Source organism: Roseococcus sp., from assembly GCF_965227005.1.
GTDB lineage: Bacteria > Pseudomonadota > Alphaproteobacteria > Acetobacterales > Acetobacteraceae > Roseococcus.
In genome coordinates this window covers 22,529-35,345 of record NZ_CBDDFJ010000025.1, presented here as the reverse complement: position 1 = coordinate 35,345, position 12,817 = coordinate 22,529, and the positions used below count along the sequence as shown (strand labels likewise).

The 12,817-nt window shown below is 73.2% G+C and carries 14 protein-coding genes; 6 read left to right on the top strand and 8 right to left on the bottom strand.

Annotated features, from left to right (window positions below; translation table 11 throughout):
* The first annotated feature begins 29 nt into the window (after nucleotides 1-29).
* The gene (locus ACO057_RS14055) at nucleotides 30-944 is read left to right on the top strand and encodes an isoaspartyl peptidase/L-asparaginase family protein (protein WP_421992749.1); all 915 of its coding nucleotides are present in this window, start codon (nucleotides 30-32) and stop codon (nucleotides 942-944) included.
* Between the two features lie 18 nt (nucleotides 945-962).
* Here ACO057_RS14055 and ACO057_RS14050 read toward each other — a convergent pair whose 3' ends face one another.
* The 3 genes from ACO057_RS14050 to ACO057_RS14040 form a co-directional block, all read right to left on the bottom strand.
* Nucleotides 963-1,145 carry a hypothetical protein gene (locus ACO057_RS14050; RefSeq protein WP_421992747.1) on the bottom strand — a complete coding sequence of 61 codons (183 nt, stop codon included), beginning with the start codon at nucleotides 1,143-1,145 and terminating at the stop codon, nucleotides 963-965.
* A gap of 170 nt (nucleotides 1,146-1,315) precedes the next feature.
* A complete protein-coding gene (locus ACO057_RS14045; protein ID WP_421992745.1) occupies nucleotides 1,316-1,597 on the bottom strand; it encodes a hypothetical protein in 282 nt (93 codons plus the stop codon).
* Nucleotides 1,598-1,757: 160 nt separating this feature from the next.
* On the bottom strand, nucleotides 1,758-2,189 hold the full coding sequence (locus ACO057_RS14040; RefSeq protein WP_421992871.1) for a nucleoside deaminase: 432 nt from the start codon (nucleotides 2,187-2,189) through the stop codon (nucleotides 1,758-1,760).
* An 88-nt stretch (nucleotides 2,190-2,277) separates the two neighbouring features.
* On the opposite strand from ACO057_RS14040, the gene ACO057_RS14035 reads away from it, so the two are divergent.
* The 5 genes from ACO057_RS14035 to ACO057_RS14015 are packed head-to-tail and all read left to right on the top strand — an operon-like array spanning nucleotide 2,278 to nucleotide 6,005.
* A complete protein-coding gene (locus ACO057_RS14035) occupies nucleotides 2,278-2,988 on the top strand; it encodes a gamma-glutamyl-gamma-aminobutyrate hydrolase family protein (protein ID WP_421992743.1) in 711 nt (236 codons plus the stop codon).
* Nucleotides 2,985-3,785, top strand: a complete 801-nt coding sequence (locus ACO057_RS14030; protein WP_421992741.1) for a pseudouridine synthase — start codon at nucleotides 2,985-2,987, stop codon at nucleotides 3,783-3,785. The genes ACO057_RS14035 and ACO057_RS14030 overlap by 4 nt, the downstream gene beginning before the upstream one ends.
* Entirely contained in the window at nucleotides 3,782-4,327 is a 546-nt protein-coding gene (locus ACO057_RS14025; protein ID WP_421992739.1) for an RsmD family RNA methyltransferase, read from the top strand. Before ACO057_RS14030 ends, ACO057_RS14025 begins: the two co-directional genes overlap by 4 nt.
* A complete protein-coding gene (locus tag ACO057_RS14020; RefSeq protein WP_421992737.1) occupies nucleotides 4,324-5,412 on the top strand; it encodes a glycosyltransferase family 4 protein in 1,089 nt (362 codons plus the stop codon). Before ACO057_RS14025 ends, ACO057_RS14020 begins: the two co-directional genes overlap by 4 nt.
* Nucleotides 5,409-6,005, top strand: a complete 597-nt coding sequence (locus ACO057_RS14015) for a hypothetical protein (protein ID WP_421992735.1) — start codon at nucleotides 5,409-5,411, stop codon at nucleotides 6,003-6,005. The genes ACO057_RS14020 and ACO057_RS14015 overlap by 4 nt, the downstream gene beginning before the upstream one ends.
* Here the strand turns inward: ACO057_RS14015 and mutL are convergent.
* The 5 genes from mutL to ACO057_RS13990 form a co-directional block, all read right to left on the bottom strand.
* Nucleotides 5,969-7,711 (bottom strand): DNA mismatch repair endonuclease MutL, encoded by a 1,743-nt coding sequence (mutL, locus tag ACO057_RS14010; RefSeq protein WP_421992732.1) that lies wholly within the window; start codon nucleotides 7,709-7,711, stop codon nucleotides 5,969-5,971. The genes ACO057_RS14015 and mutL overlap by 37 nt on opposite strands.
* Nucleotides 7,712-7,745: 34 nt before the next feature.
* The gene (locus tag ACO057_RS14005; RefSeq protein WP_421992730.1) at nucleotides 7,746-8,297 is read right to left on the bottom strand and encodes a sugar O-acetyltransferase; all 552 of its coding nucleotides are present in this window, start codon (nucleotides 8,295-8,297) and stop codon (nucleotides 7,746-7,748) included.
* A complete protein-coding gene (gene pgi, locus ACO057_RS14000; RefSeq protein ID WP_421992728.1) occupies nucleotides 8,294-9,916 on the bottom strand; it encodes a glucose-6-phosphate isomerase in 1,623 nt (540 codons plus the stop codon). Before pgi ends, ACO057_RS14005 begins: the two co-directional genes overlap by 4 nt.
* Before the next feature lie 105 nt (nucleotides 9,917-10,021).
* Nucleotides 10,022-10,603, bottom strand: coding sequence for a M16 family metallopeptidase (locus tag ACO057_RS13995; protein WP_421992869.1), 582 nt, complete (start codon nucleotides 10,601-10,603; stop codon nucleotides 10,022-10,024).
* A gap of 746 nt (nucleotides 10,604-11,349) precedes the next feature.
* Nucleotides 11,350-12,690: a M16 family metallopeptidase gene (locus ACO057_RS13990; RefSeq protein ID WP_421992726.1), complete on the bottom strand. Its 1,341-nt coding sequence runs from the start codon at nucleotides 12,688-12,690 to the stop codon at nucleotides 11,350-11,352.
* Nucleotides 12,691-12,817 lie beyond the last annotated feature (127 nt).

The window sequence follows — 12,817 nt, the reverse complement described above, 5'->3', positions numbered from 1 at the left end:
CGGCCGATGCGGGGATATGGCTGTACCGCATGAGCAATTGGACCCTGGCTATTCACGGTGGCGCCGGCACCATCTCCCGCGCGGAGCTGACGGAGGAGACGCGCGCCGCCCATCACGCCGGGCTGCGCGCCGCGCTGGAGGCGGGCGGGGCGATCCTCGCCGCCGGCGGCAGCGCGGAGGACGCGGTGGTCGCGGCCGTAATGAGCCTGGAGGACTGCCCCCTCTACAATGCCGGGCGCGGCGGCACCTTCACCGCCGCCGGCACGATCGAGATGGATGCGGCGCTGATGCGCGGCGATTCGAAGGCCGGCGCGGTGACGGGCGTCACGCGGCCCCGCAACCCCATCCTCGCCGCGCGCGAGGTGATGCGCGCCACGCCGCATGTGCTGCTGGCCGGGGCCGCGGCGGATGAGTTTTCCCAATCCCAGGGCCTCGCGATGGAGCCGCCCGAATACTTCCAGACGGCCCATCGCCGCGCCCAGCTCGAGGCGGCGAAGGCCGCGCGCGTCGTGGCGCTGGACCACGACATCGCCGCGAAGATGGGCACGGTGGGCGCGGTCGCGCGCGACACCTCCGGCGCGCTGGCGGCCGCGACCTCGACGGGCGGGATGACCAACAAGCGCGCCGGGCGCGTAGGCGATTCGCCCATCCTCGGCGCGGGCACCTGGGCCGATGGCGCGGTGGCCGTCTCCTGCACCGGCACGGGCGAGGCCTTCCTGCGCTGCGCCGCGGCGCATGAGATCTCCGCGCTCATCCGCCTGGGCGGACGGAGCGTCACCCAGGCGGCGGAAGAGGTCGCGCTCAGGCGCGTGCCCGAGGCGGGCGGCCAGGGCGGGCTGATCGCGGTGGACGCGGCCGGCCTGGCCGCGATGCCCTTCGGGACGGAGGGGATGTATCGCGGCGTCTGGCGGTCCGGCTCGGAGCCGGAGACCGCGATTCACTGAGGCAGGGGCCCGTAGCCGTCAGCGGCAGGCGTCGGCCCCGCTGTCGGCGCCCATGCCCCCCAGGACGGGGCCGCCGATCGTGACCAGGTCGGAATAGACGACGGTGGGGCTCGGGGCCTCGTCCAGCGTGCTGGTCTGCGCGAAGGCGCCGGAGGAGAGGAAGGCGCCGAGGAGGCCGGCGAGGAGAATGGAAGGCTTCATGACGATGGTTCCCTTAATAATGGGGCGGGCCGTTAAGTGCATATACAACATATGAGGTCCGGCAAATTTCGCCAGGGCTCCGGCCAGGCCCGAGGCCCCAAGCGGGGGGCCCAGACGCGAACGGCCGGTGGATCGCCCACCGGCCGCCCAATTCACCGATCTGGTGAGGTTCAGTTGCTGCTGTTGACCGGGATCTGCGCGGGGTCGCGCGCGAAGCCCGGGGCCTGGGTGCGGAACACGCGCTGCGTCTCGTACTGCGACTCGTCCGGCCCGCCGGTGACGGTCGCCTGGGCGGAGCCCACGACATTGGCCGAAGGCGCGTCATAGACGACATGCGGGTTGTTGCCCTCGCCGACGAGGCGCGGGCCGGAGGGCGAGAAGCCCGACTGGGCAAAGGCGGAGACGGAGAAAAGGCCGGCCACGGCGGCGGCCAGAAGGGTGGTGCGGAACATGAAATCGTCCATCGAAAACGGGAGCGGTCGGAATAGGCCGTCTCGGGTCACCACCAGATGGAGGCCAAGGAGGGCATTTACAGATTCCACCTTCGCATGGCGGATATTCGCCACGGAGATGAAACATCGGCGCGTGAAGGGCGAAGGCCGGCGATGACGCTCAGCGCCGCTGCGCGAAGAATTCCCGCAGCAGCGCCCCGGCCTCGGTCTCGCGCACGCCGCCCACCACCTCCGGCGCATGGTTGCACTGCGGATGGGCGAAGACCCGCGCGCCGTGCTCCGTGCCGCCGCCCTTGGGGTCATAGGCGGCGAAGACCACCCGCCGCACGCGAAAGAGGCTCGCCGCCTGGGCGCACATGGCGCAGGGCTCCAGCGTCACCCAGAGCGTCGCGCCCGCGAGGTGCTTCTCGCCCAGCTGGCCGGCGGCCTCGCGCAGCGCCAGCATCTCGGCATGGGCCGAGGGGTCGCGCCGCTCCTCCACGCGATTGCCCGCGCGCGCCAGCACGCGGCCGGCGGAATCGGTAACGACGGCGCCGATCGGCACCTCCTCGCGCCACGCGGCCGCGCGCGCCTCCTCCAGGGCGATTTCCATAGGGGTCATGCGACTTCTTTTGGCGAGCGGGGCCGCCACGCGCAAACTTCATCTTGTCGCGGGACCGCCACGCTGCTTCACACCCCCCATGAAACGTCCCGTCATCGGATTGACCCTCGACGCCGAGCCTGCGGGCGGTTGGTCGAAGCTGCCCTGGTATGCCCTCCGGCAGAACTACTTCTCCGCGATCATCGCGGCCGGTGGCCTGCCGGTGGCCCTGCCCCATGCCCCCGAGCTCGCGGCCGAATACCTCGACGCCATCGATGGCTTGCTGGTCACCGGCGGCGCCTTCGACGTGGACCCGGCGCTGTGGGGCAACGAGGCCGTGCATCCCAAGGTCACGCTCAAGCCCGGCCGCACGGATTTCGAGCTCGCCGTCACGCGCCGCGCCCTGGAGCGCGACGCGCCGGTGCTGGGCATCTGCGGCGGGCAGCAGCTGCTGGCGGTGGCGCTGGGCGCCACGCTGATCCAGCACATCCCCGACGAGCTGCCGAGCGACATCGCCCATGAGCAGCCCAATCCGCGCACCGAGCCGGGCCACGAGATCGCGATCGCGCCGGGCACGCTGCTGGCGCGCATCGCCGGCCGCGCGCGGATGGCGGTGAATTCGGCCCATCACCAGGCCGTGAAGACGGTCGGCCCCGGGCTGGTGGTGAACGCCACGGCCCCCGACGGGCTGATCGAAGGTATCGAGGCGCCGGGGCACCGCTTCGCCCTCGGCGTGCAATGGCATCCGGAATATGGGGTGGATCCGGCCGATCCCCTCATCCTCCGCGCCTTCGTGGAGGCCTGCGCATGACCCCCCCGCCCAAGGGCCGCAAGGCCGCCCCCGCCGTTGAGGCCGATGCCGACCAGGGCGAACGCGGCGAGCGCATCGCCAAGTGGCTCGCCCGCGCGGGCGTCGCCAGCCGCCGCGACGCGGAGAAGATCATCGCCGAGGGCCGGGTGAAGCTCTCCGGCAAGCTCGTCACCCAGCCGGCCACCTTCGTCCAGCCGGACGACGTGGTCTTCGTCGACAACCAGCCGGTGAACGAGCCCGAGCGCACGCGGCTCTTCCGCTTCCACAAGCCCGCGGGCCTCGTCACCACCCATCGCGACCCCGAGGGGCGGCCCACCGTCTTCGAGAAGCTGCCCGAGGGCCTGCCGCGCCTCATCTCCGTGGGCCGGCTCGACCTCAACAGCGAGGGGCTGCTGCTGCTCACCAATGACGGCGCCCTGGCGCGCCGGCTGGAGCTGCCGAGCAATGCCTGGGTGCGGCGCTACCGCGTGCGCGTCTACGGCTATGTGGACACCAAGGCGCTGGAGGAGCTGAAGAACGGCATCACCATCCAGGGCGTGCGCTACGGCGGCATCGAGGCCGGTATCGACAGCCGCAAGGGCGACAACGCCTGGCTGACCATGTCGCTCCAGGAGGGCAAGAACCGCGAGGTCCGCCGCGTGATGGCGCATCTCGGCCTGGAGGTCTCGCGCCTGCTGCGCGTCGCCTACGGGCCCTTCCAGCTGGGCCAGCTCGAGCGCGGCCTGGTGGACGAGGTCAACCCCAAGGTGCTGCGCGAGCAGCTGGGTCTCAGCGCCCCCACGAGGAAGCATTCATGAGAATCATTTCGGGCCAGTGGAAGGGCAAGCGCCTCGTCGCGCCGCTCGGCGAGACCACGCGCCCCACCTCCGACCGTGCGCGCCAGGCCCTCTTCGACATGCTCTGGCACTCTCCCTGGGCGGGGCGCGAGCTGGTCGACGGTGCGATTGTGCTCGACGCCTTCGCCGGCACGGGCGCGCTGGGCCTCGAGGCGCTGTCGCGCGGGGGCACCAAGGGCGTCTTCATCGAGAAGGACCGCGCGGCGCTGATCGCGCTGCGCGCCAATATCGCCAATTGCGGCGCCGAGGCCCAGGTGATCGCCGGCGACGCGACGAAGCCGCCGCGTCCGGTCCACGCCGCGACCCTCGCCTTCCTCGACCCGCCCTATGCCGGCGGGCTGCTGGGTCCGGGGCTGGAGGCGCTGGACGCCGCCGGCTGGTTCGCCCCCGGCGCGCTGATCTGCACCGAGCTCGGCGCCAAGGACCCCATCCCCGAGACGCGGTTCGAGACGCTGGCCGACCGCAGCCACGGCAAGGCGCGGCTGCTCGTCCTGCGCGGATGATCGGCCCGGGGGCGCCGGAGCGTGTGCTCGCGGTCATCCCCTCGCCCTTCCTGGGCGGCGCGGAGCTGCAGACGCTCCAGGTCGCGCGCGGCCTCGCCGCGATGGGCGCCGAGGTCGCCGTCGCGGCCGAGGCCCGGGTGCTGGAGGCCGCCGGCGCGCGGCTCGGCCCCTGCCGGGGGATCGCCCTCCCTTTGCGCCCCCTGCCCGAGCTCGGCTTCGCCGCCGCGCACCGCCGCCAAAGCGCGGCGCTCGCCCCCTTCCTCGCCGCCTGGCGGCCCGACGCCGCCCTGGTGTGCTGCCCGCTTCCCTCCGAGGCCTTCGGCGCGCTGGCCGCGCTGCGGGAGGCGGCCGTCCCGAGCCTCGCCGTCGCGCATCTGGTCCGCACCGACTGGCGCCTGAGCAACAGCGAGCGGGCTTGGCTGGCCGGGCTGAATCCGGGCTGGGCGGCGGTTTCCGCCCCCTCGGCCCGCCGGCTGGAGCGGCTGTTCGGCCTGCACGCCGGCCGCGTGGCCGACCTCCCCAACGGCCTCCCGCCCCGCGCGCCCGCCGTCGCCGACCGGGCGCGCTTCGGCCTGCCGGAGGGCGTGCCCCTGCTCGTGCAGCCCGGCCGGATCGAGGAGCGCAAGGGTGCGCACCTGGCCCCGGCCATCGCCGCCGCCATCGCCCCGGCGCGCCTCGTCCTGGCCGGCGACGGGCCGCTGGCCGAGGCCCTTTCCGGCACGCCCGGCCTCGACCTGCTCGGCTGGGTGGAGGACATGCCCGCGCTACTGGCCTGCGCCGATGCGGTGCTGCTTGCCTCCGAGCATGAGGGCGGCGTGCCGCTCGCCTTGCAGGAGGCGGCCTGGGCGGGGCGCCCCTTCCTCGCCAGCCGCGCCGCGCTGGAGGCCTGGCCGGAGGCGGAGGGCAAGGCGCGCCTCGTGCTTCGCGACGCGGCGGACATCGCCCGGGCCTTCCGCGCGACGCTGACCGACCGCGAGGGCACCGCGGCGCGCCTGGACCGGGCGCGCGAGGCCGTGGCCGCCTGGGACGAGGCCGCCATGATCCGCCGCACCGCCTGGCTGCTGGCCGCCGAGTGCGCGCGATGAGGCTGCTCTTCCAGCGCCGGCCGGGAACGACCACGCTCTGGCTGGACGAGCGGCCGCGCGCGATGGGCCTGCCCCAGGCGGGGCTACTGGCGGTGCATCTGCCCGCCGCCGCGCCCTCCTCCACGCTGATCCTGGGAACGATGCGCGTGGTCGCGCCACCGGCCGGCTGGGTGCTGCTCGGCGCGGCCGAAGCCGGCGCGACGCTCCGGGCCGAGGGCGTGCCGCTGCGCCTCTCCGGCGGGCGCGGCGAAGGCCCGCTTCTGCCCGCCTGCCGTATCTGGGAGGCCGAGGACGTGCTGATCCCCGAGGCGCATTGGCGCGCCGCGCGAATCCTCGGCGAGGGTGCGGTGGTCGCCCTGGCCGGCGGTCCTGCGCGCCCGCTGATCCGCCTGCAGGCCGGCGGCGTGGCGCAGGTGACGCTGCCGCCTTGGCCCCTGCCCGGCCCGGCCGATCCCGTGCTGGCGGTGCTGCGCGGCGGCGCGCCCCTGGCCGAATTCGACGGTACCACCCTCACTTTGCGCGCGGCCGTGGCCTGCGAGGTGGTCTGGGAGGGCCTTCAGCTCCGCCCGAAAAGCCGCGCGAACTCGGCCTGACCGAATTTCAGGAAGGTCGGCCGGCCGTGGCTGCAGGTGGCGGCGCGCGGCGTGCGCTCCATGGCGCGCAGCAGCGCGTCCATCTCGGCCGGGTTGAGCCGCCGCCCGGCGCGGATGCTGCCATGGCAGGCGAGCCGCGCGATGGCCGCATCGAGCTTGAGCGCGAGCGCCACGCCCTCGCCGCTCTCCTCCAACTCCTCGGCCAGGTCGCGCAGCAGCGGCGCGGGATCGGGGGCGCCGAGCACGGCCGGCATGGCCCGCACCAGCACCGCGCCGGGGCCGAAGCCCTCCAGCTCCAGGCCGAGCTTGGCCAGCTCCGGCGCGGCCTCGGCGAGGCGATGGGCCTGGGGCAGCTCCACCACGGCGGGCAGCAGCAAGGGCTGGGCGCGGATGCCGCCGGCATGCATCTCCTCGGCGAGGCGCTCATGCGTCAGGCGCTCATGGGCGGCGTGCTGGTCCACCAGGATGAGCGACCCGTCCGGCGCCTCGGCGAGGATATAGGTCTCCAGCACCTGGGCCAAAGCGCGGCCCAGCGGATGCTCGGCCGGCACGGGGGTGGCGTCGGAGGCCTCCAGGGGCTTGGGCGACGGGAAGGCCATGGGCAGCGGCGCTTCGGCAAAGCCACGCGGCTGCGACGCGGGATAGGACGGCCGATAGGCCTGCGGCGAGGGGAAGGAAAGCCGCGCCGGGCCGGCATAGCCCATGCTGCCGGTGGGCGCGGCGCCCACGCCCTGCCCCAGCGCGCGGCGCAGCGCCGAGATCACCGCGCCGCGCACCCGTTCGGCCTCGCGGAAGCGCAGCTCGGTCTTCATCGGATGCACGTTCACATCCACATCCTGGGGCGGCAGCTCCAGGAAGAGCGCGGCGGCCGGATGGCGGCCCACCGTCATCACCTCGCGATAGGCGACGCGCAGCGCCGTGCGCAGCAGCGGGTCGCGCACCGGGCGGCGGTTCACCACGAGGTGCTGTTCCAGGGCATTGGCCCGGGTGAAGGCCGGCCCGCCGACAAGCCCGGCGATGGACAAGCCATCCCATACGCCCGAGACCGGCAGGGCGGCGGCCGCGAAATCCGCGCCCAGCAGGTCGCGGATGCGACTGTCGCGCGGGGCGGGAGCGAGGTTCAGCACGCTGCGGCCGTCCAGCGTCGCCTCGAAGCCGACCTTCGGCCAGGCCAGGGCCAGGCGGCGCAGCGAATCGATGGCGGCATCGCCCTCGGCGCGCGGGGTGCGCAGGAATTTCCGCCGGGCGGGGGTGGCGAAGAAGAGGTCCAGCACCTCGACGCGCGTGCCCGGCGCGCCCGAGGCCGGCTGCACGGGCGATTTCCGCCCGCCCTCGACCGTCACGCGATGGGCCTGCCCGCCGGCAATGCGCGAGGTCATGGACAGCCGCGCCACCGCGCCGATGGAGGGCAGCGCCTCGCCCCGGAAGCCCAGCGTGCCGATGGCGAAGAGCATCGCCTCCTCGGGCAGCTTGGAGGTGGCGTGCCGCTCGACGGCCAGAGCCAGCTCGTCCTCGGGAATGCCGTGGCCGTCATCCTCCACGAGGACGCGGCCGATGCCACCCTCCTCCAGCGCCACGCGGATGTGCTTCGCGCCGGCGTCGAGCGCGTTCTCGACCAGCTCCTTCACGACGGCGGCCGGGCGCTCGACCACCTCGCCGGCGGCGATGCGGTTGGCGGTGGTGGTGGGGAGGAGTCGGATCGTCACGCCGGCAGACTAGCAGAAAACGCGGCGGGCTTGGTCAGCCCCGGAGGCGGGCCGGATTGCCCACGGCCGTGGCGCCGGCCGGCACGTCGCGCGTCACCACCGCGCCGGCGCCGATGATCGCCCCGTCGCCGATCGTCACGCCCGGCAGGATGAGTGCGCCGCCGCCGATCCAGACATCCGCGCCGATGCGGATCGGCCGGCCGGATTCGAGCCCGGCGGCGCGGGTGGCGGCGTCGCGCGGGTGGTCGGCGGCGAGGATCTGCACGCCGGGGCCGATCAGCGTGCGGTCGCCGATCTCGACCGGCACCACGTCCAGGATCACGCAGTTGAAGTTGAGGAAGACCCCCGCGCCGAGGCGGATGTTCCAGCCGTAGTCGCAATGAAAGGGCGGGCGGATCGTCGCGCCCTCGCCCACCGCCGCGAAGCGCTCGCGCAGCAAGGCGAGGCGCGCGGCGGGGCTCTCCACCCCGGCCGCGTTGTAGCGCGCGAGCCAGGCGGCCGTGGCCGCGACCTCGGCCAGGAGCTCCGGATCGGCGCCGTTATAGAGCTGGCCCGCCAGCATCTTCGCGCGCTCGGAGAGGCTCATTTCAGCAGGCGCAGAACCTCGGCCAGCAGGCCGGTAGTCGAGGGATCGTGGCCCGTGCCGGGCGTGCCGGCCTCCAGCTCGCGCACGAGGGGATTGGCCAGGACCTTGCCCAGTTCCACGCCCCATTGGTCGAAGGGATTGATCTCCCAGATCGCGCCGAGGGTGAACACCTTGTGCTCGTAGAGCGCGATCAGCGCCCCCAAGGTGAAGGGATCCAGATGCGGCAGGAGGATGGTCACCGAGGGGCGGTCGCCGGGGAAGATCTTGTGCGGCACGAGGCGCGCGATGGTCGCCTCGTCCGCGCCGGCCTTGCGCATGTCGTCGGCCACCTGCCCGGCATTGCGCCCGGCCAGCAGCGCCTCGGCCTGGGCCAGGCCATTGGCGAGCAGGATGCGGTGGTTCTCGGCATGGGTGTGGTCGGGCTTGGCGACCAGGATGAAGTCCACCGGGACCGGCTTGGCCCCCTGATGCACCAGCTGCATGAAGCTGTGCTGCGCCGAGGTCCCCGGCTCGCCGAAGACCACCGGCCCCGTGGCGCGCGTGACCGGCGCGCCCGAGACGAGCACGCGCTTGCCCAGGCTCTCCATTTCCAGCTGCTGCAGATGCGCCGGCAGCCGCCGCAGCCGCTCGTCATAGGGCAGCACCGCGCGGCGGCGCAGCCCCAGCCCGTTCACATGCCAGACCTCGGTCAAGGCGAGCAGGATGGGGAGGTTCTCCGCCATCGGCGCGGCGAGGAAATGGCTGTCCATGGCCGCCGCGCCGTCGAGCAGCGCCTGGAAGCGGTCGAAGCCCAGCGACAGCGCCAGCGACAGCCCGATGGAGGACCAGAGCGAGAAGCGCCCGCCCACCCAGTCCTGGAAGGGGAAGACGCGGTCGGGCGCGATGCCGAATTCCGCGGTGTCCTTCATATTGGTCGAGAGCGCGGCGAAATGCGCCGAGGCCCCGGCCGGGCCGACGCTCGCCTCCATCCATTGCTTGACCAGCCGCGCATTGGCCATGGTCTCCTGGGTGGTGAAGGTCTTGGAGGCGACCAGCACCAGCGTCCGCCGCGCATCAAGCGAGGGCAGCACCGTCTCCCAGCCATGGCCGTCGACATTGCCCAGATGGATCGGCCGCATCGGATCGCCGGCGCGCCACAGCGCGCGTCCCACCATCACCGGCCCGAGGTCCGAGCCGCCGATGCCGATGTTCAGCACCGTGTCGAAGCGCTGGTTGGTCGCGCCGCGGATCTCGCCGCGATGCACGGCCTCGGTGAATTCGCGCATGCGCTTGAGCGTCGCCTGGGCGTCGGCGCATTCGGCGGGCGCCTCCGGCAGCTGGCTGCGCAGCGCCATGTGCAGCGCGGCGCGGCCCTCCGTCGGATTTGCGATGCCGCCCGAGGCCATGACGGCGCGCTTGCCCTCGACATCGGCCGCGACGGCCAGAGCAAGAAGGGCCTCCTGCACCTCGGGCGAGATGGAGGTCTTGGACCGGTCGAGGAAGAGGCCGCCGCCGCTCTGGGAGAACTTGCGGAAGCGCTCCGGATCGGCGTCGAAGAGGGGACGAATCGCACTGCCGCCAGCCGTGGCCGCCAGACGCTCTACCCGCGCCCAGGCGGTCTCCAGACTCGTATCGCTCATACCCCGCCCATCCCAATCATGTTGGGCAGGTTAACAGCGCATTGCGGCCGCACGAAGTCCGGGAATCCCCGTTGATTCCGAAAATCTTAAGGCGTGAAAACCAGGCTACAAACCCACGGGCTCGCCGGCGACGGCCAGCACCAGCGCCTCGGGCTTGAGCACCCGCGCGGCGGCCTCGGCCACGCGCGCGCGGTCGATCGCCGCGAGACGGGCTGGCCGGCCGGCGAGCCAGTCCGGGGCGCGGCCCGTCTGGCGCAGATTCAGCAGCAGGCCCGCCGTGCGGCGGCTGTCGGTGAATTGCAGCGGCAGCGAGCCGCCGAGGAAGGCCAGGGCATCGGCGACCTCCGCCTCGGTCGGGCCGTTGGCGGCCATCTCCGTCCAGGCGCTGCGGATCAGGTTCCAGACCTCGCCCACGCTGGCATTGGCCGTCTGCACATTGCCGATGACCAATGCCCGGCCGAAGAGCAGGTCGAGCCCCGCGCCAATGCCATAGGTCAGGCCCCGCTCCTCGCGGACGGACTTCATCAGCCGGCTGGTGAAGCCGCCGCCGGCCAGGATGCGCAGCGCGACCTGGAAGCTCTCCCAGGCGGGATCGGTCGGCAGCAGCCCGTTCTGGCCGAAGACGAGCGTGGATTGCGGCGCGGCCTTGGGCCGCCGCGCGACGCCGAAGGGCGCGAGGTCGGGCAGCGGGGACGTGTTCGGGCAGGGAATGCTCCGGCAGGGCGCCGAAGAGCTCGGACAGCAGGGATTTCAGCCCGGCGGCGTCGATCGCCCCCGAGGCCGCCACCAGCAGCTTGCCCCGCGTGAGCTGGGCGTCGAGGCAGGCGCGGATATCCTCCGGCTGGATGGCGGCGATGGTCTCGGGCGTGGAGAGCCGCCCGGCCGAGAAGTCCGGAAAGCCGGCCTCCCAGAAGGCGCGCCGCGCGAGGCCGGCCGGCGTCTCCAGCGACTGGCGCGAGGCCAGAAGCGCGCGCGCACGCACCCGGCCCAGCGCATCGGCATCCAGGCGCGGGCGCGTCATGGCGAGGCGCGCGAGGCGCACCGCCTCGGGCAGCGCGTCGGTGAGCGCGCGGAAGCTGCCCTCGAAGCTGTCGCGACCGCCGGAGAAGGACAGGCCGATGCCCGAATCCATCAGCGCGTCGGCGAAGTCCACGTTGTTCAGGTCGCCCGCGCCCTCGGTCAGCAGGGCGGCCGAGATATTGGCCAGGCCCTCCTTGCCGCGCGGATCGGCGGCCGCGCCCTGCGGCCAGGCCCAGGCCAGCGAGACGACGGGGACGGAATGATCCTCGACGAGCCAGGCGGAGATATTGCCCTGCTCGACGATCTGGATGGGCACAGAGAAGCCGCGGCGGGGCGGGAGCTCCACGCCGAAAAGGGTGTTGCTCATCGAACGGTCCACACAGACGAGGAAAGGGAATGGGCCAGGCGGTTCCTCATCCCGGCAGGAGCCAGCCGGCGGTGGCGATCTTGGGCTCGGCCAGAACGGTGCGGGCGGCGGCATTCACCTGGTCGCGCGTGACCGCGGCCATGCGCTGGGGCCAATGCTCCACGAATTCGATCGGCAGGCCGATGGCCAGCGCGCCGCCCAGCATGCGCGGCGCGGCGCCCAGACCGTCCAGCGCCAGCAGCGAGCCCGCGGTCTCCTGCCGCACGGCGCGGCGAATCTCGGCCTCGGGAAGGCCGTCCTGCAGGAGGTCGGTCAGCACGTTCGTGATCGCGGTCTCGATCTGCGCGGTGCCCACGCCCGGGCGCGGCGTCGCATGGACGGCGAAGCTGCCGACGCCCACCGTGTCGCCGTCATAGCCAGCGCCCGCGCTCACCGCGAGGCCGGTCTCGACCAGCGCCTTGTGCAGCCGCGATCCCGTGCCGCCGCCCAGCGCATGCGCCAGAACCTCCAGCGGATCGGCCATCTCGGTCTCGGCGAAGGTGGCCGAAGGCGCGGCGAAGCTCTTGTAGAAGGTCGATTCGCGCACGGCGGGGTCGTGGCGCTCCAGCCGGGCCTCGGGCGCGGCGGCGGCCAGGGGCGCGCGGGCGCGGGGCGGGGCGTCGCGGGCGGGGATGGGCGCGTAGAACTCGTCGGCCCAGCGGCGCAGATCGGCCTCGCGCACGTCGCCGGCCACGACCAGCACGCAGTTGGATGGCGTGTAGTGCAGGCGGTGGAAGTCCAGGATGTCCTGCCGGGTGATGGCGCGGATCTCGTCCTCCCAGCCGATCAGCGGGCGGCCACGCCAGTGCTGCGGGCCCCACATGGCGGCGTCGAAGGCCTCGCGGAAGCGGCCGCGCGGAACGGCGTCGGTGCGGCTGCGGCGCTCCTCCAGGATCACGCCGCGCTCGGATTCCAGCTCGTCGGCGGGGATCAGCGGCTCGCGCAGGCGGTCGGATTCCATCCGCATCATGAGCGGCAGGCGCGAGGCCTCGACGATCTGGTAATAGGCCGTGACGTCGCGGCTGGTGAAAGCGTTGTCCTGCCCGCCCTCGCGCGCCACCACCTGGCTGAAGGCGCCCGAGGGGATGTTGGGGCTGCCCTTGAACATCATGTGCTCGAGGAAATGCGCGACCCCCGACTTGCCCGCCGGATCCTCGCCGGCGCCGGCCGAGGCGAAGAGGTAATGCGCGGCGACGGGGGCGCGCCGGTTCTCGGCGAGCACCACCTTCAGCCCGTTTCCGAGCGTCCAGGAGACCGCGCCGAAGAGCGGCCGGTCGGTCCGTCCGACGGGGGCGGCGCTCGGCAGCGTCTGCGCTCGGGCAAGAGTGGGAATGGCAGGGGCAGCCAAGGTTGCGGCGGCACCTTTCAGGGCACAACGGCGGGTGACGGGGTCCATGCCCGCAACATGCGACGGGACGCCGCGCCGCGCCAGCATCGCGCGCGATTCTGATGAAGCCGTCATCATCGCGCCGGCC